This is a genomic window from Acutalibacter intestini (assembly GCF_034334985.1).
Classification (GTDB): domain Bacteria; phylum Bacillota; class Clostridia; order Oscillospirales; family Acutalibacteraceae; genus Acutalibacter; species Acutalibacter intestini.
Genome location: NZ_JAWXXL010000002.1, coordinates 134,577 through 149,348, shown reverse-complemented (window position 1 = coordinate 149,348; position 14,772 = coordinate 134,577). Strand labels below are relative to the sequence as shown.

Genomic DNA, 14,772 nt, shown 5'->3' with positions numbered 1-14,772 from the left:
CCCGAACCAGCTTGTCAACCACCCGGCCCGGCGTTTTCTGCCCGCTGATCTGCATAAGCCGTTCAAGGTTGAACGCCGTTTGCGGCGTGACCCGAACCGTTAATTTCCGCTTGTGCTGTTTCTGCTTTTGCATTGTCTTTGACCCTCCATTTCTCCATGTCACAATCCGCCCCGGAAATCCACCGCCCGCCAACGTCGTGTGCGTAGTCCAAAAACAGAACCGCGCCGTTAAATCGGACGCGCAACGGTTCAAGGTCTGCCGCGGTCACATACTTTCGCCCGTAAAGCTGTTTCATATCCCGCCACATTTGCCACGGCACGAAAAAGAACTTGTCGCCGATTCCGGCGCATACCGCGGCAAGCGCACCGCGGGCGGCGTGACGCTCCAGCGCGTCCTGCTGTTCCTTTGTCAGAACGTCCCGTTTCATGCGGTCGGTCGTTGTGTACTTTGCTTCAAAGACGATTGACCGCCCGCCCGCAAGGGTTCCTTGAAAGTCCGGCTGGGCGCGGGCTGTGAACCGCCCCTTGAAAATCCCGTCGCGGCTTTTCTCCATGACGCGGAACGGTTCGGGGGTCTTGTCCACGTCGGCCCGCTCCCGCTCCGAATACAGGGCGCACGCGGCTTTTATGGCCCCCTCGAAAAAATGCCCCTGCGCGTTGTTGACCTTGTTTTGATACTGCAAGGCCGCACGCCGCTTGTCGATCTGCATTTGCTATCCCTCCGATTTCTCTTTCATTCGTTCGTCGTGATCGCGGCACGGGAACGGCTCTGATCGAAAGCATTCTTCGCAACATTCGTCGCAAGTAACTTGCCCGTGCCAGCGTTCATACCCGCACGGCTTGACCCGCTCGACGGGCTTTCCGCATACGGCGCATATCAAGCCCCCGCCGCTTTCTGCCCCCGCTTCCTGTCGCTGTTCCTGCTGTGTCGCCCTCATGTCCGCCGCGTGAAGTTCATAGACAAGAGGGGAAACCGCCATTGCCGCCGAAAGTGTCCGGCTTCCGCCGCGGGCCGCGTCGTCATACGCTCCCATGTGCCAGCGGATTGCAAGGGCTTCTTCATCGGTCAGCCGCATAAACCGCGAAATCAGGAAAACCGACTTTTCACCGTGTCCGAACGGGAAGCGGTCTTTCACCTGATACCCGCCGCCGTCCTGCGGTTCGTAATAGTCCGCCTTGCAAATGTCATGCAGTAGGGCGCAAACGGCCCGGCTTTCCGGGGTTCCGACGTTCTGCCGTGTAATCAGTTCGTAATATACGTTCAGACTGTGACCGACAAGCCCGCCGGGGAATGCGCCGTGATGTTTTGTGCTTGCTGGGGCTGTGAAAAAGTCTGTGCTTTCAAGCCATGCTATCAGATCAGCCGCGCCGGGGCGGTCAATCTGCGACACGAAAATTTCCTTGAAGCGTTTTGCGTTCGTCATTGCCGCAACCTCTTTTCTTTATGCCGGGTCAGGTATTCGGCCCAGCTTTCTTTCAGATAGCACCGCCCATAGACAAACCGCTGGGCGAACTCTTTTTGTAATGCGTTCGGAACAATGCCTTTTCGGTCGTTCCGCTCCGCCTGTGCGTAAAGGTTGATACCCTTTAACCGCTTTAGCCGCTCGACACGGTATGCGGCGTTTTCGATGTCCTTTGTCACAAGCAGATAACGGCGATTCTGCCCGTGTCCTTGTCCACTTCCCGGCAAACGGCAATCAGCCGCATTCGCGGTCGTTCTTCCGCCGCGGTCTGTTCCTGTTGTTCAGGTTCCCCGCAATCGCACCGTTCGCCCGCGTCCAAATGCGCCCCGCAATGGGGGCATTCCCTGTAAGGCTTTCCCATGATAACCACCCCTTTCTATTCTTTCTTTCGCAATTTCAGATAGATTGACCAGCCTGTGTAATCGTTATATTCGTACTGAACCCCGTAATCGCTGTCTGTCAGGGTCCAGCCGGGGTATTTCTTTTCCCAAAACTCCCGGCCCGGACGCTCCCGCGCCCATTTCTCAATCTGCCGCCGATTGTACTTGCCGTCGTTCGTTCGGCTTGTGGGCCGCTCCAAATTGTGTGAAGATGTCCACCGCTTTTTCCCGCCAGCCTGTTTGACAAGGTAATTGCAAAGGGCGGCAATGCCGTCGTCGCTTGCTTGCAGACGGTCGGCGTTGCAATAGCCGATTCGGTCGCCCTTTTTCTGCCCCTTGCGCTTTCGCTTGCGCCACAACTCTTCCACCGCGTCCCGATCAAGTCCGCCGTTCATGATGATATGATGGTGAATGCGAACGGGCTTTTCGCTGTTTTTCTTTGTGGCGTAGGCCGTGACAAGCATATACTTTAGGGGCGGCAACCCCTCTTTCTTCCGCTGATACTGAATCCGGCGCAAGTAGTTTGTCACTTCCCGTTCGGCTTCCTCTATGGTCGCTGGAAGATATTTCGCGCTATATGTAGCCGTCACGTGCAACGCGTCCGGGTCGTCCCCGAAATTCAAGTTTGCGGTCTGAATGAAATAGCGGCGGGCGTTCTTGTCGTTCAGGTTCTTTTGCTTCGGCTCCGATTCTTTGATCTTCTTTGACCGTGTGCCGCGTTTTACTGCCCTGCATTGCGCGTCGGTGTATGAAAAAATATCAACCTCCCGATATTGCTTGCCGCAATAGATTTTCTTTTCCCGAATGAAACTTCGCACCGTGCTTCACCCTCTTTCTGTCGGTGAATGAAGCGGGCGTGTTCTGTTTCCGGCTGTGTGCTAACTAATCCATGCAAGGGGGGAAGAGGGTTCAATGATCGCCCCCTCCCTCTTCCCCCCTTGCAATCCCCCCATCACCCTCGGCGGCGTATGAAGAGATATAGACAAGAGAAAAGAACAAAGGGCAAGGGCCGAACCCTGCTGATCTCCCCGTTGCTTCCTGTATGACGTGGACAAGCTTTCGCCGGAATCTTAATACCCACTACAAGCCCGCCACGCCGCATAAAAACGGCGTTCTTTGTTGACTTTTCCGCCGATCTATGCTATACTTTATCCATAGGTTGATTGATGATTTATTTTCATCGGCGGAATCCGCTTCGCGCGTTCTCTCAAAACGCGCGGGGCGGTTTTCTTATGCAGTTTTTACCGCGGCGGGCTTAAAAAATCCCCTCTGGCGGTTCCGTTTCGGTCGTGCTGATCTCTCGACTTGCTTTTTCTTCCTCTGCCATGTCTGCCGCGTCCTGCTTTGATTGTAAGAGGGACGCAACCGCCGCGCCCAGCGCGTCGCCCCAAAGGTCCGCGGGGTAGTCGTTCAGCGTGTCCAGCACCGCGTCGCGGGCTTCCTCGATAGCTTCGCCCCTGTTCATCTGCATTCCCTCTTCATCGGGAACAGATACAAAGATTGAAGATTCCAAATGACAAAGCGGGCGAACGCCCCCGCGGCCGCCGTACGCGCCGCCCCAGCCCATCGCGCCGGAGGAACCGACGTAGCGGACGCCGTACGAGTATTCAGGGTCGCACGTCCACGGGGTCAGCGTCCACCACCAGCACCCGATTTTCGGAAGCAAAGCCCGGTGTTCGCGGTAAAGATCGCACGTAATCAGGGCGATCTTGTCCCGCGCGGTTCCGTAGTCCGTCATACCGTCGTCGGCGGTCAGATCGCTTTCAAACTCCTTGAACGCCGCCGGGTCTGCGCCCTCTGCAATCAGCGTGTCAAGGAACGGGCCGTTCAGTTCCCGGCGCAAGGACGACTTGCGCCAATCGTTGCAGTTTTCTTCATCGAAAGCCCGTTCAAAGACGGGTTCGGCGGCAATGGCAACCGTTTCCAGTTTGCCGGATTCAGTGTATAGATGTTCAAGCTTGACCCATTCCACGCCGCCATAAACGAACCGCGCACCGTCTTTCAGGGTTGAAAGTTGTAGTCTTTTCATGGTCCTTTGACCTCCTAATTATTTTTTGAATTGCCCTGCTTGTCCGCGATAACGTCGCGGGCAAGCTTTGAAATGATGAAATAATAGGCTGGCAGAAACAGGGTGAACACTTCTCCGCCTATTGCGGCATAGCCGCGGTCGATCAGGGCGCGGGCTTGTCCCGCTTGAAAAAGCATAATTCCCGCAAGGGTCAGGACCGCATATTTCGCAACGGTCCAGACTTCCGCCCGCTCATACCACGGGAACCCCTGCCGCTTCCTGCGGGGCCGTATGGGGTTCCTGCGTTCAATCTTGATCGGCTTCATCTTCCGCCCCTCATGACCGCCCGCGTATATACCGCGATTCTCCATAAAGGCGGGGTCAGCGTTTCCACAACTTGACCCAAAACCGCCGAAATCCTCTGCACTTCCGGGGCGATAATTTCCACCGCGCCGAAAGCTTCGATTACAAGCGGGTTCACGGCTTTGTCGTCAATGTAAAGATCGGCAAACACTTTCCGCCCGTCGGAATGCTTCAAACCGTTTTTCGCGGCGTGCGGGTTTCCCGGATTCTCATTGACCGCATACAGGGGGATTCCCTGTGCCTTGCAGAACGCCACCGCTTCGTTAAGCAAAGGGCGCGTTCCGTTCTCCCTGCTGGTGTAAAGAATGATCTTTGACCCCTCCGCCGCCAGCCGCTTCACATAGTCAATGACAAGGGCTTTCGGCTCTCCCACTTCCGGGAATGTGTCGGCGCAAAGTGTCCCGTCGAAATCGACGGCGACAAACTCATATTTCGGCATTGCTCCCGCTCCTTTCGATTCTGTCAGGGTCGGCAATCGTAACCGAACGCCCGGTTCTGTCCATTAGTTCAGCTTGCAGGAACGCCCGCCGCTTTCCGGGTTCCCTGCGGCTAATCAGGGCGGAAATGCGCTGATATGTAATGCCCCCGTGAATGACCGGGCATTGTTCATCGAACGCCGCTTTCAGTTCGTCACGTGTCATAATGGCAACCCCCATCCGCTTTCCCGAACGCTGAATGCGTCGCCGCATTGCACTATATCGGGGAAATTTGTTGACGCGATTTCCATTGCGGATTTTTCGATTTCATACGCAAAATACCGAATGTTTTTGTACCCCAGCTTCTCAAAGCAATAACGCCCGGTTCCTATCCCGTCATACATGGAAAGAACCACAATTTCTTCATTTTTCGGTATTCCGGCCAGCGCATGGGAAAGAATGTGTATAATAACTTCCGCCGTCCACCCGTTCCCCAGCCCTCGATATGCGTGTGACTTTTTCGCCATCCAGCAGTAATTGTCCGGCAAGGTCTGTAATCGGCAACACTCCGTAACGGTCAGCGGACGAATGGTGTAAAACCCGTCCGGCAATGCAATTTCATACCTAACGCCGTTGAAAAGGATTTTCCCATTTCTCACTTCGTAAATCTTGCGTTCTTTCATCGTGTTGTTTGTTTGAATTGCTATCATGTTATCTTTTCCAACTGTTGAAATTGTGTTTGTCTTTTGCGGGTCGATGTTTACTTCAAAGCGTTGTATGTGCGGAATATCCGGGTTGTAGTCGTCCCTGTGTCCCGCTTCGTTTATACGCCGCCCTACAACACGCCCCGCAAACGCCGCCGGGGGAATCACTCTTTCAGCGACAAGCGTTCTTTTCCGGCTTCCTACCGTTTGTTTGATATTGCTTCCTTTTGCATAGTTCGCCGTAAGGCAATACGCTTTCCCGTCTGTTGTAGTTCCCACGGGGAAAGCCCTTTGTTCTGTTACAGGCTCAAATATCATTTGCCCGTGATTTTTCTTCAAATAGTTTCTTGCTCCTGCATGGTCGTATGTCCCCAAAAGGCAAGTTGCTTTTTCGCGGTCGCATATCCCGCTTTCCAGAATATCCGCCAGCATAATGTGACGATCTTCCGGCTGTTCAACTCTCGGTATGTTATGGGCATAAAACCGCCAACGGTTCTGCGCCGACACAAGGGCGGAATTTATGTACTGCAAGGGCGTTTCTAACTCTTCCGAAATTCGGTCTTTGATTGATTGCGCCGCGCTCTTGTTGTTTTCATAAAGGAAAAAGTCAGGCCGGAACTTTTCTTTTGCTATAAGATAATTCTTGAACAACTCCCAGCCGATTCCGTCCGGCTCTGTTTCCCTCGCCTTGCATTGCGCTATACTCCAATGAGTGCAAGGGGAACCGCCGATTAAAAACTTAATCATTTTTGCCCCCCTTTCGGGAAATCTCATAGTCAGTCCCATAGCGGCGGCGTTTGCACCGCCAGCACGTGATTTTCTGATTCCTGCCGCCCACGCGCTTTATGTTGTGCTTTCCGGCCTTTTGCAGTTCAAGAAAGCAAGGCAAGCAGAATTGACGCTTCATACTCTCACCCCCTCCCGCTCCGCCGGAAATCCCCTGCATTCGGGCAAGTTTTCCAATGCGGCACAAAGGCAACGGGAAGATCGCGGCTTTCCTCTTCCGGGCGGGCAACCCGCCCGACAACCACCGCGCCGTCGTCCGTCACGAAACGGTCGCGCCCGTCCCCCTCGATCACGAATACGGGTTCAGGGTCTACGGGCATATTCTTTCCGGCGGTCGTCTTTATCCAGTCGATAGCACGCCCGCACCCGCGGCAAACGCTCATACAACGCACCTCCGTTCCGCATAGGCTTTCGCGCCGATCTCCAGCATTCCCTGAATAAAAATCAGGGTGTCGCGGTTCGCTTCCGCCTGTTCCTCCCATGCCTTGATCTCTTCCAGTGTCAACCGCCGGGCGGTCAGGTCAGACAGGCCGCACCAATAGTCGCTGGGGCTTATCCCGTATTCCCGGCAAAACTCCCGCTTTGCCTGATTGCTGGACGCGGCCCAAATGTGAAGCGTGCGCCCGCTCGAACTCTGCACGATGTAAAGAAATTTCGGCTTGTCCATCATTGCACCGCCTTTTCAAATCTGATTTTCATTTGTGCCGGGTATAGGTCTACTTCTGGGCGGCGTTTCCCTGTCCATCGTAGGCCCCCAGCTTGCCCTATGCACTTCCACCCGGCGGCTCGTAAGCTTGCCCCGTTCTCTGTGTCCAGAATGTAGGTTACAAGGCGTTTATACCCCATAGCGCGGGCGGCTCTCCATGCGGCGGCATATAGCATAGAACAGGCGTTGCGGCTTCCGTCTGTGCAAAGTCTGTTTACTTCAAGTGTCCAGCCGTCGTCCAAATGCCGCGCAACTGGACGGCCCACAATGGCAACGCCCACGATTTCTTCACCGTTTGAAAGCCCGATTGAAAACTTGTGTCCGACAACCGGCCCGTGGTGTCGGTGCTTCTGCTCGACGAATGCGTTTGCTTCCTTTAATGTCATAGGGACGATTTCAAGCATTCCGCACCGCCGTTCCCGCTTCACGGAAAGAATCAAGCAGTAGTTTTATAAATATCCGAACCTCTGATTCGCCGTGAAGTGTTATACCCGCGCTTTCACCCATCGGCATTATTGTTATTGCTCCCGCCTCGTTCCCGCTTTCTATTGCATAGCGGAAAATAGGCTTGAATTTTTGCAGCACCTTTTCTTCCTCTGCGGTCAGCGGCCTTTCCAATTCCGCCGGGTCAAGTTCGATCACATACGATTCTTTTTCTTTATTCATGCTTCACCGTCTTTCCTTTTCCTCTGATCTATGGTAAAATACAATAAAATACAGAATGGGGGGTTCGCGCCTATGAACGACGCTCAATTTCTTAATCTGATACGGCAAATTCAACCCACTATATATGAAGATATAGGCCCCGCCGTCGGCTTTGGGAATATCTATAAAGCCTTGTCGCCGTATGGTGAAGATCAGGATTCTATAAGATGGAGAATAGAACAGTTAGAACGCCAGCAAAAACTTGAAGTTTTCCGGCTTGATTCGGTTATTAGTGCCGTTCGTGTTCTCCCGTGAACTATCCCCGGTCATAGATTCCTATTGACTGCGCCGCGCTGATAGCCATTGCCCAATCAATGTCTTTTTCTTCGTTCAGGATTTTTGCCGCGTTCAAGGATATATCCAGCACTTTCCCAGCTTCCAGCGCGGAATACTCTTCCACAAGGGCCGCAAGCTTTTTCGCCGCCTGTTTCGTCCCCTCGCTGGGTTCGTCCCTCAATTTCAGCCACCAAAGGGGATTGTTGCGGTATTCCTCATACTGGCAGTTGTCGCAATCTTTCGCCGGACAGTAATTGCAGAACCGTTCGTGAAAAGCTTCGTTCCACGGCCCCTCAATGCAGGGCAAGGACGCAAGGAACGCCGCCAGCGTTTCTGTGCTTTCTGTGATTCGTTCAAACTCTGTCACTGTCAAAACCTCCTGTTTGATTTTCGCGGGCTTATGCCCCCGCCGTTTCTGCCGCTTCCTCCGCCGCGACGCGCCCGCGCCGCTTGAAGTTCGCTTGTAACCTCTGCTGGGCAAGAACGGGGTTGTATGCGGGCCGCTGGTTGCGGTCAAGGATAACGGCCCCGCTTTCGTCCGTTTCTTCCCCGCGCTTTAATTCAAGGTAGATCGTTTTCACGCTCATTCCCAGCCGTTCTGCTATGTCTGCCGCCCGGTCGTTCGACTGATACCACGCGGAAATCTGCTTTCGGTCTGTGAATGTCAAATATCTGTATTTCCGCAAGATTTCTCACCCCCGTTCTTCGTCCGCTCTCCTTTTAACCTCTTCAATTTCAATCCGCGCTTTCAAGGCAATATATAGACAATAAGCACTTGCAACGCGGGTCATGATCTCGACTAAATCCGGCTTTGTCGCCGCCTTTGCCAGCTTTTCCGCGATTCTGTCCCGTGCCATACTGTCAAAGAAAGCCCCGTCAATCAGGGAGAGAACCGCCGCCGTTTTGAATGCGTCCGATTTCTTCCCGTAAGATTCCCAGCCGTCCAGCCGCTCCCATTCCTCCGCGAAAAAGATAATGTCGTTTGTCAACTGTTCATCGTAAGGAAAATTCACGGGTTCGTCTATATAGCAAAATTCCTCAATGAATGCTCTGATTGTTTCTAATAGGGCTTCGCCGCACCCGCCGTTTATATCTTCCCACGATAGCGGTTCCGGCTTGAATATGGCTCCCATGCTTTAGCCCCCTTTCAGGTCGGGCGCGGCGGTCATTTGCCGCGCCCGGTTTCTTCTTTTAATCCGCGTACACCTGATACAAATTTCCGTCTTTCCAAAGCCACGTCATGTGGGCGCAGTCAAAGCGGATAAACTGCCAATCTGTTGCGTCATAATATGGGGTTCCGATGATACGCACCCGGCTGGCTTCAAAGCCCCATTCCTCGCAAACCTCGATGCGTGCCCGCTCTTCCGAAATCTCCGTTCCGCAACTATTGACCGCCCATTTCCCGCGGTCTACCTCATAAGCAACGACGGCTTCCGGCTTCCGCAAGCACCATGTATAAACCGCATAACTGAAAACTTCGCCGGGGGTCAGCTTCTTTTCTTTTACAAGCTGGGAAAGAACTTCGTACAGGGGCGACACGTCAAGTTCCTTGTCCCGTTTGACCCGGCTTTTGACCTCCGCCGCGAACTCTTCCGCTGTCACCATGATTCCGTGACTTGCTTTCCATGCCCGATCATATCCGGCTTTCAATTCCTCTTCCGTGTCATACAGATACCCGCGGTTAAGAATGAACTTTTCAAAATCGTTCAGGGCGTTAAAGTCCTTTGTTTCCGTCCTGATCTTTTCTTGCAACAGTTCACCATATCCGGGAACCCGTTCCGGGGTGGCGGCTTCCGCCGCGTCGGTTTCGGCGGCAGGGGCCGCGGCCCGCTCGTTTTCATCGTAAATCCGGCTTTCCGGGTGTTTGTCGCTCCAAAACTCAATGCGCCCGCCGTCGTTTACTTCGTAGAAAACGCCGTTTTCTTTTGTGGCGTAGGTCTTGCGAATGACGTTGTCCTCCAGCGTAGAATCCTCTTTATACTGTACGCCTAACAGAATTTCGGCTTTCGCGGCTTCGTACTCTTGAAATGTAACGTGCTTCATTTTGGTGTCCTCCTTTGATTTCCCGGCCCGGATATACAAAAAAATTAGGCTACACGGGTCGTTTGACCTTGTGTAACCTAATTGTAATGCTTGCCGAATTTTTTTACTTGCCGCCTTGCCCTTGCCCAAAATGGAAATAAGTGCTATAATATTCTTTACGCCGGAATAGAGCATGTTTGAAAATAGAGGACAGGAGGGATTTTTGACCGGAAGCGCTCCATTTTAGGGAGCAAGCGCCAAGGAAATCTTCGGATCCATAACGATTTTCTATGCCAAAAGCGGCCGCTTGCGGTCAAAAAAGCAATGTCTCCGATTTTTCAAACGGGTCTCAGAGGGCGGAGCTGGTTTTGAGATAAACACGGGTATCTTTGGGATTTTTGCGGGCATACTTTCTGCCAGAAGGGATGTGCTGCAAATATGAAAAAGACCTCAAAAAAAGCGCAAATTAAGGGCGCGGCCAGCATAAAAAGCGTTGGTGTGAACTGTAATGGAGAGGATCCGGAGAATCAGGAAAACCAGGAGCTGACCGAGCAGCAGAAGCAGATTACCGAAAGCGGCTCGGTGGTAACCCACGGCCACGGCCACACCGTGCACTGCCTGACCATTATCGGGCAGATTGAGGGCCACTATATTCTGCCCTCCCAAAACAAGACCACCAAGTATGAGCACGTAATTCCCCAGATCGTGGCAGTGGAAGAGGACCCCCAGGTGGATGGCCTTCTTATGCTGCTGAACACCGTGGGCGGCGATGTGGAGGCCGGCCTGGCCCTGGCAGAGCTGGTTGCGGGTATGAAGAAGCCCACGGTTTCTTTGGTGCTGGGGGGCGGTCATTCCATTGGTGTGCCCTTGGCTGTGGCGGCCAAGCGCTCGTTTATCGCGGAGTCGGCTTCCATGACAATCCACCCGGTGCGCATGAATGGCCTGGTGCTGGGCATTCCCCAAACGTTAGAGTACTTTCAGCGGATGCAGGACCGGATTACCAACTTTGTGACGCAAAACTCTAATATTAGCAAAGAGCGCTTCACCACCCTTGCCATGAACACCCAGGAGCTGGTGATGGATGTGGGCAGTGTGCTGGATGGCCCCGACGCGGTGGAAGAGGGGCTTATCGACTCTTTGGGCTCCTTGTCCGACGCCATGGAGTGTTTATCCCGTATGATTGACAAGGAGAAGAAAAAGCGGAGCAAGCCAGCTCCGTCCAGAAAAAAGAGCGGCTAAGCTTTGCGGCTAAGGGAAGAGCTTCCCGGCCGCTACATAAAGTCAGCACATATTTTTTCGAAAGGAACATATTATGACGATTTTTGACGCGATCTTTCAGGGCGTGATCCAGGGCGCTACCGAGTTTCTGCCAGTGTCCAGTTCTGGGCACCTGTCCATTTCCCAGCACATGTTCGGCATCGAATTGCCGGGCATCCTTTTCGACGTAATGCTTCACCTGGGTACGCTGATCGCGGTGGTCTTTGTGTACCGCCGGCTGATTTGGCGGCTGATTAAGGAGTTCTGCCTGCTGGTGGCCGACTTGGTGCGGGGACGCTTTCAGTGGAGCGAGATGAATGAGGACCGGCGGCTGATTTTTACGCTGATCATTGGGCTTTTGCCCTTGTTCCTGTTGTTTGCGCCAATTCCGGGCACGGACCTGAAGGTAAAGGACTTTTCCGAGCTGTTGGCCTCGGATTCCAGCATTATCGCCGAGGGATTGGCGCTTTTGGCCACCAGTGTGCTGTTGCTTTTGGGCATTTTTGCCAATAAGCAGAATAGCGCGGGCCGCCATGCGGCAGGGCGGGCTCGTGGCAAAGGAGCGGGAGGCCGGAAAAGCCTCTCGGTACCAGACGCCATTATTGTGGGACTTACCCAATGCCTGGCGGCGGTGTTTCCGGGGTTGTCCCGGTCAGGGTCTACTATGTCGGTGGGCCTGCTGCGGGGCGTTAACCAGCAGACAGCCCTGGATTACTCCTTTGTGCTGGGCATTCCGGCCATTGCGGCCGCGGCGCTTGTGTCTCTGAAAGATGTGGGTGCGGCAGGAGAGCATATTGGCGCGGCGCCGCTGTTGGTTGGGGTAGTCACTGCGGCGGTGGTGGGCTTTTTGGCCATCAAGCTGCTCAAATGGATTGTAACCACAAATAAGCTGTACATTTTTGCGATCTATACATTTTTAGCCGGAGCGGCGGTTACGGTAATTGGCTTTATTGAGCAGAGTACAGGCACAAACCTGTTTACCGGCAAACCGCTATAGGTATGGAAGAGGGATAGGAGGAAAAAGAACTTGGCACAAGAGAAAAAGCCTGCCCAGCGCGGGACCCGCGGCGCTGGCAAAAAAACCACAAGACCGGCGGGCAGGGCCCCTGCCGCTTCTCAGGGCAGGCGGGTAGCCAAGCCCACCGCTGAGGAAATCCGTCAAAAAAACCAGGTGCGGGCTGTGGTACTGTTTGCCTGTGCCGTATTTGTGGGCTGCCTTTCCATTGTAGAGGGCGATAGCCTGTGGAAATGGGCCCACAATGCCCTTTTGGGCCTGTTTGGGGGCTGGGCGGTGCTGTGGCCGGTGTTAATGGTCTATGTGGCCGTTATCACCACCCTGGACAAGCCCATGGGTTCCATTAGCGGCAAGGTGTGGCTCACTGCTATTATTATCCTGCTGTTCTGCGCCACTGGCTATATCTTTGGCGGAATCCGTCCTGCCGAGGGGCTGGGCTTCTTTGAATACATAACCCTCCTTTACCGGCAGAACGCTGGGGTAGGCGGCGGTGTGCTGGGGGGCGTGTTAGGTCAACTGCTCATCAGTGCTGGGGGAAAAACCGGCGCGCAAATTATTATCCTTTTGTTACTGTTTGTGGGGATCATGATTTTAACCGGCACTACGCTGTTGGGCCTGTTCCGAACCATTAAAAAGCCGGTGGACGTGGTGAACGAGAGTATTCAGACCGCCCGCCAGCGCCGGGAAGAGGAGCGGCTGATATTGGAGCAGGACCGGCCTAATATTGATGTGCCCTTGGAGCCGGTAATGCCCGCGCATCCAGTTTCCAGCGAGCTTTCGGCTTTGTTCCCACCCGTGGAGCCCAGGAAGAAAAAGTCTCAACACAACGAGAAGCTGGACCGCCTGCAAGAGGTGTTTGGGATTGCCCAAGAGCCGGAAAAGAAGGAGGAGCCCGCGCCCCCGCCGGTTTCTGAAGAGCCCCAGGAACCCCAGCTGCCTGTCTCGCCGGTGGTTTCTGCTAACCCGCCTATGCCGGACCCCGAGACGGTCCTTCAGCCGGAACCTTCCGCGCCAGAGGAGCCCCCACCCCCGGTGGTCAAGCTCTTTGAACAGGCCCAGGAGGAACCAGAGCCCCAGATTCCCATGCCCGAAAAACCGCGGACCGCCACCCCCAGCGAGATGGCGGACTATTTGGCCCAGGGGGCCTACTGCTTTCCTCCAGTAAGTATGCTGGCGGTGAGCCCCCAGGTGGACCACGCCAAGGAGACCGAAGAACTGCAAACCAACGGCCGGGTGCTGGTAGACACCCTAAACAGCTTTGGGGTGTCTACCAAAATATTGGATATTTGCCGGGGGCCTTCTGTAACCCGGTATGAGATACAGCCAGCGGCAGGGGTGAAGATCAGCAAGATCACCAGCCTCTCCGACGACCTGGCCCTTAGCCTGGCGGCCACTGGCGTACGCATTGAGGCGCCTATACCCGGCAAGGCGGCGGTGGGCATTGAGGTGCCCAACCGCGCCCGCAGCACGGTGCGTATGCGGGACTTGATCCAGTCCAATGCATTCCAGACCTCCAAGGGCAAGCTTTCGGTGGCCCTGGGTCGGGATATTGCCGGCCAGCCGGTGGTGGCGGACATTGCCCGCATGCCCCACCTGCTGATTGCGGGCACCACGGGCTCGGGCAAGTCGGTGTGCATCAACTCATTGATTTTAAGCGTGCTGTATAAGGCAAGCCCAGATCAGGTGCGCTTTTTGATGATTGACCCCAAAGCCGTGGAGCTTACCGAGTATAACGGGCTGCCCCACATGCTGGTGCCCGTGGTCACCGATCCCCATAAGGCGGCGGGCGCTTTGGGCTGGGCAGTGAACGAGATGATGAAGCGCTATAGCGTGTTTGCCGACTGCAATGTGCGCAACCTGGAGGGCTATAACAACCTGGCCGAGGCCCAGAACTATGAGGACGAAAATGGCCAGCCTATGCAGGCTATGCCGCAAATTCTGATCATTATAGACGAGCTGGCTGACCTGATGATGGCCTCTGGCAAAGAGGTGGAAGATTCCATCTGCCGTCTGGCCCAGCTGGCCCGGGCTGCCGGGATGCACCTGGTGGTGGCCACCCAGCGTCCTACGGTGGATGTAGTGACAGGCCTGATTAAGGCCAATATTCCCAGCCGCATTGCCCTAACGGTGTCTACCTCTACCGACTCTCGAACCATCATTGATACCGTGGGGGCGGAGAAGCTTTTGGGAAACGGCGATATGCTTTTTGCCCCAGTGGGCACCAACAAGCCAGTGCGCGTGCAGGGCTGCTATGTGAGCGACGATGAAATCTCTTCCATTGTGGAGTTTGTGAAAAAGACAAAGGCAATTGATTACGACCAGGAAGTGATTGAGGAAATAGAGCGAAACGCGGCTAATGCGGAGGCGAGTAAATCCGCGGACGACGGAGCCGGCGGCGATGTGGACCCCATGATGGATGAAGCCATCAAAGTGGTGGTGGAGGCTGGACAGGCCAGTACCTCCCTTTTGCAGCGGCGGCTGCGGCTGGGCTATGCCCGGGCTGGGCGGTTGATTGACGAAATGGAGCAGCTGGGCATTGTGGGCCCCCACGAGGGCTCAAAGCCCCGGCAGGTGCTGATGAGCTATACCCAGTGGCTGGAGCGGAACATGCAAAAGCAGGACCCTCCGGCAGACACGGAGTGAAAAAAGGAACGGACCAATTTTTGGTCCG

General features: G+C 54.6%; 22 protein-coding genes. 4 read left to right on the top strand and 18 right to left on the bottom strand.

Annotated features, from left to right (window positions below; all coding sequences use genetic code 11):
- Positions 1-62: 62 nt before the first annotated feature.
- From U8U68_RS03185 to U8U68_RS03120, 14 genes are all read right to left on the bottom strand, one after another.
- Positions 63-710, bottom strand: coding sequence for a Holliday junction resolvase RecU (locus tag U8U68_RS03185; protein ID WP_322199406.1), 648 nt, complete (start codon positions 708-710; stop codon positions 63-65).
- 3 nt (positions 711-713) lie between these two features.
- Complete coding sequence (locus tag U8U68_RS03180; protein ID WP_322199405.1) at positions 714-1,424, bottom strand: HD domain-containing protein; 711 nt, start codon at positions 1,422-1,424, stop codon at positions 714-716.
- The gene (locus tag U8U68_RS03175; RefSeq protein WP_160265545.1) at positions 1,421-1,642 is read right to left on the bottom strand and encodes a hypothetical protein; all 222 of its coding nucleotides are present in this window, start codon (positions 1,640-1,642) and stop codon (positions 1,421-1,423) included. The genes U8U68_RS03180 and U8U68_RS03175 overlap by 4 nt, the downstream gene beginning before the upstream one ends.
- The gene (locus U8U68_RS03170) at positions 1,639-1,824 is read right to left on the bottom strand and encodes a hypothetical protein (protein ID WP_160578465.1); all 186 of its coding nucleotides are present in this window, start codon (positions 1,822-1,824) and stop codon (positions 1,639-1,641) included. The genes U8U68_RS03175 and U8U68_RS03170 overlap by 4 nt, the downstream gene beginning before the upstream one ends.
- Positions 1,825-1,839: 15 nt before the next feature.
- Positions 1,840-2,661, bottom strand: a complete 822-nt coding sequence (locus tag U8U68_RS03165) for a rolling circle replication-associated protein (protein WP_160265546.1) — start codon at positions 2,659-2,661, stop codon at positions 1,840-1,842.
- Between the two features lie 437 nt (positions 2,662-3,098).
- Positions 3,099-3,872, bottom strand: a complete 774-nt coding sequence (locus U8U68_RS03160; RefSeq protein ID WP_322199403.1) for a DUF6273 domain-containing protein — start codon at positions 3,870-3,872, stop codon at positions 3,099-3,101.
- Positions 3,873-3,886: 14 nt separating this feature from the next.
- Positions 3,887-4,177 (bottom strand): hypothetical protein, encoded by a 291-nt coding sequence (locus tag U8U68_RS03155; RefSeq protein ID WP_322199402.1) that lies wholly within the window; start codon positions 4,175-4,177, stop codon positions 3,887-3,889.
- A complete protein-coding gene (locus tag U8U68_RS03150) occupies positions 4,174-4,653 on the bottom strand; it encodes a hypothetical protein (protein WP_322199401.1) in 480 nt (159 codons plus the stop codon). The genes U8U68_RS03155 and U8U68_RS03150 overlap by 4 nt, the downstream gene beginning before the upstream one ends.
- A complete protein-coding gene (locus U8U68_RS03145; protein ID WP_160265671.1) occupies positions 4,640-4,855 on the bottom strand; it encodes a hypothetical protein in 216 nt (71 codons plus the stop codon). The genes U8U68_RS03150 and U8U68_RS03145 overlap by 14 nt, the downstream gene beginning before the upstream one ends.
- Positions 4,852-6,081, bottom strand: coding sequence for a DNA cytosine methyltransferase (locus tag U8U68_RS03140; protein ID WP_322199400.1), 1,230 nt, complete (start codon positions 6,079-6,081; stop codon positions 4,852-4,854). The genes U8U68_RS03145 and U8U68_RS03140 overlap by 4 nt, the downstream gene beginning before the upstream one ends.
- Entirely contained in the window at positions 6,074-6,241 is a 168-nt protein-coding gene (locus tag U8U68_RS03135; protein WP_322199399.1) for a hypothetical protein, read from the bottom strand. The genes U8U68_RS03140 and U8U68_RS03135 overlap by 8 nt, the downstream gene beginning before the upstream one ends.
- 258 nt (positions 6,242-6,499) lie before the next feature.
- The gene (locus tag U8U68_RS03130; protein ID WP_322199398.1) at positions 6,500-6,790 is read right to left on the bottom strand and encodes a hypothetical protein; all 291 of its coding nucleotides are present in this window, start codon (positions 6,788-6,790) and stop codon (positions 6,500-6,502) included.
- Positions 6,787-7,230: an XF1762 family protein gene (locus tag U8U68_RS03125; RefSeq protein WP_322199397.1), complete on the bottom strand. Its 444-nt coding sequence runs from the start codon at positions 7,228-7,230 to the stop codon at positions 6,787-6,789. Before U8U68_RS03125 ends, U8U68_RS03130 begins: the two co-directional genes overlap by 4 nt.
- Entirely contained in the window at positions 7,223-7,492 is a 270-nt protein-coding gene (locus tag U8U68_RS03120) for a hypothetical protein (protein WP_322199396.1), read from the bottom strand. The genes U8U68_RS03125 and U8U68_RS03120 overlap by 8 nt, the downstream gene beginning before the upstream one ends.
- A gap of 72 nt (positions 7,493-7,564) precedes the next feature.
- On the opposite strand from U8U68_RS03120, the gene U8U68_RS03115 reads away from it, so the two are divergent.
- The gene (locus U8U68_RS03115; RefSeq protein WP_322199395.1) at positions 7,565-7,786 is read left to right on the top strand and encodes a hypothetical protein; all 222 of its coding nucleotides are present in this window, start codon (positions 7,565-7,567) and stop codon (positions 7,784-7,786) included.
- A gap of 1 nt (position 7,787) precedes the next feature.
- On the opposite strand, the gene U8U68_RS03110 is transcribed toward U8U68_RS03115, so the two are convergent.
- Genes U8U68_RS03110 through U8U68_RS03095 form a run of 4 tightly spaced genes read right to left on the bottom strand, consistent with a single transcriptional unit; the run spans position 7,788 to position 9,850 of the window.
- Positions 7,788-8,174 carry a hypothetical protein gene (locus U8U68_RS03110; RefSeq protein ID WP_322199394.1) on the bottom strand — a complete coding sequence of 129 codons (387 nt, stop codon included), beginning with the start codon at positions 8,172-8,174 and terminating at the stop codon, positions 7,788-7,790.
- A gap of 31 nt (positions 8,175-8,205) precedes the next feature.
- Entirely contained in the window at positions 8,206-8,493 is a 288-nt protein-coding gene (locus U8U68_RS03105; RefSeq protein ID WP_322199393.1) for a helix-turn-helix domain-containing protein, read from the bottom strand.
- A 6-nt stretch (positions 8,494-8,499) separates the two neighbouring features.
- Positions 8,500-8,940 (bottom strand): hypothetical protein, encoded by a 441-nt coding sequence (locus U8U68_RS03100; RefSeq protein ID WP_322199392.1) that lies wholly within the window; start codon positions 8,938-8,940, stop codon positions 8,500-8,502.
- A 58-nt stretch (positions 8,941-8,998) separates the two neighbouring features.
- Positions 8,999-9,850 (bottom strand): hypothetical protein, encoded by an 852-nt coding sequence (locus tag U8U68_RS03095; protein WP_322199391.1) that lies wholly within the window; start codon positions 9,848-9,850, stop codon positions 8,999-9,001.
- A gap of 417 nt (positions 9,851-10,267) precedes the next feature.
- On the opposite strand from U8U68_RS03095, the gene U8U68_RS03090 reads away from it, so the two are divergent.
- The 3 genes from U8U68_RS03090 to U8U68_RS03080 all read left to right on the top strand — a co-directional run bounded on the left by U8U68_RS03090 (position 10,268) and on the right by U8U68_RS03080 (position 14,744).
- A complete protein-coding gene (locus U8U68_RS03090; RefSeq protein ID WP_322199390.1) occupies positions 10,268-11,068 on the top strand; it encodes a ClpP family protease in 801 nt (266 codons plus the stop codon).
- A 73-nt stretch (positions 11,069-11,141) separates the two neighbouring features.
- Entirely contained in the window at positions 11,142-12,083 is a 942-nt protein-coding gene (locus tag U8U68_RS03085) for an undecaprenyl-diphosphate phosphatase (protein WP_322199389.1), read from the top strand.
- Positions 12,084-12,113: 30 nt separating this feature from the next.
- Positions 12,114-14,744 carry a DNA translocase FtsK 4TM domain-containing protein gene (locus U8U68_RS03080; RefSeq protein ID WP_322199388.1) on the top strand — a complete coding sequence of 877 codons (2,631 nt, stop codon included), beginning with the start codon at positions 12,114-12,116 and terminating at the stop codon, positions 14,742-14,744.
- Positions 14,745-14,772 lie beyond the last annotated feature (28 nt).

Bases quoted from the DNA above. Each gene is read 5' to 3' on its own strand.
- U8U68_RS03155 (WP_322199402.1), bottom strand. From the start codon at position 4,177: ATGAAGCCGATCAAGATTGAACGCAGGAACCCCATACGGCCCCGCAGG.
- U8U68_RS03180 (WP_322199405.1), bottom strand. From the start codon at position 1,424: ATGACGAACGCAAAACGCTTCAAGGAAATTTTCGTGTCGCAGATTGAC.
- U8U68_RS03170 (WP_160578465.1), bottom strand. From the start codon at position 1,824: ATGGGAAAGCCTTACAGGGAATGCCCCCATTGCGGGGCGCATTTGGAC.
- U8U68_RS03120 (WP_322199396.1), bottom strand. From the start codon at position 7,492: ATGAATAAAGAAAAAGAATCGTATGTGATCGAACTTGACCCGGCGGAA.
- U8U68_RS03100 (WP_322199392.1), bottom strand. From the start codon at position 8,940: ATGGGAGCCATATTCAAGCCGGAACCGCTATCGTGGGAAGATATAAAC.
- U8U68_RS03185 (WP_322199406.1), bottom strand. From the start codon at position 710: ATGCAGATCGACAAGCGGCGTGCGGCCTTGCAGTATCAAAACAAGGTC.
- U8U68_RS03135 (WP_322199399.1), bottom strand. From the start codon at position 6,241: ATGAAGCGTCAATTCTGCTTGCCTTGCTTTCTTGAACTGCAAAAGGCC.
- U8U68_RS03085 (WP_322199389.1), top strand. From the start codon at position 11,142: ATGACGATTTTTGACGCGATCTTTCAGGGCGTGATCCAGGGCGCTACC.
- U8U68_RS03115 (WP_322199395.1), top strand. From the start codon at position 7,565: ATGAACGACGCTCAATTTCTTAATCTGATACGGCAAATTCAACCCACT.
- U8U68_RS03090 (WP_322199390.1), top strand. From the start codon at position 10,268: ATGAAAAAGACCTCAAAAAAAGCGCAAATTAAGGGCGCGGCCAGCATA.
- U8U68_RS03150 (WP_322199401.1), bottom strand. From the start codon at position 4,653: ATGCCGAAATATGAGTTTGTCGCCGTCGATTTCGACGGGACACTTTGC.
- U8U68_RS03125 (WP_322199397.1), bottom strand. From the start codon at position 7,230: ATGCTTGAAATCGTCCCTATGACATTAAAGGAAGCAAACGCATTCGTC.
- U8U68_RS03140 (WP_322199400.1), bottom strand. From the start codon at position 6,081: ATGATTAAGTTTTTAATCGGCGGTTCCCCTTGCACTCATTGGAGTATA.
- U8U68_RS03130 (WP_322199398.1), bottom strand. From the start codon at position 6,790: ATGATGGACAAGCCGAAATTTCTTTACATCGTGCAGAGTTCGAGCGGG.
- U8U68_RS03145 (WP_160265671.1), bottom strand. From the start codon at position 4,855: ATGACACGTGACGAACTGAAAGCGGCGTTCGATGAACAATGCCCGGTC.
- U8U68_RS03095 (WP_322199391.1), bottom strand. From the start codon at position 9,850: ATGAAGCACGTTACATTTCAAGAGTACGAAGCCGCGAAAGCCGAAATT.
- U8U68_RS03160 (WP_322199403.1), bottom strand. From the start codon at position 3,872: ATGAAAAGACTACAACTTTCAACCCTGAAAGACGGTGCGCGGTTCGTT.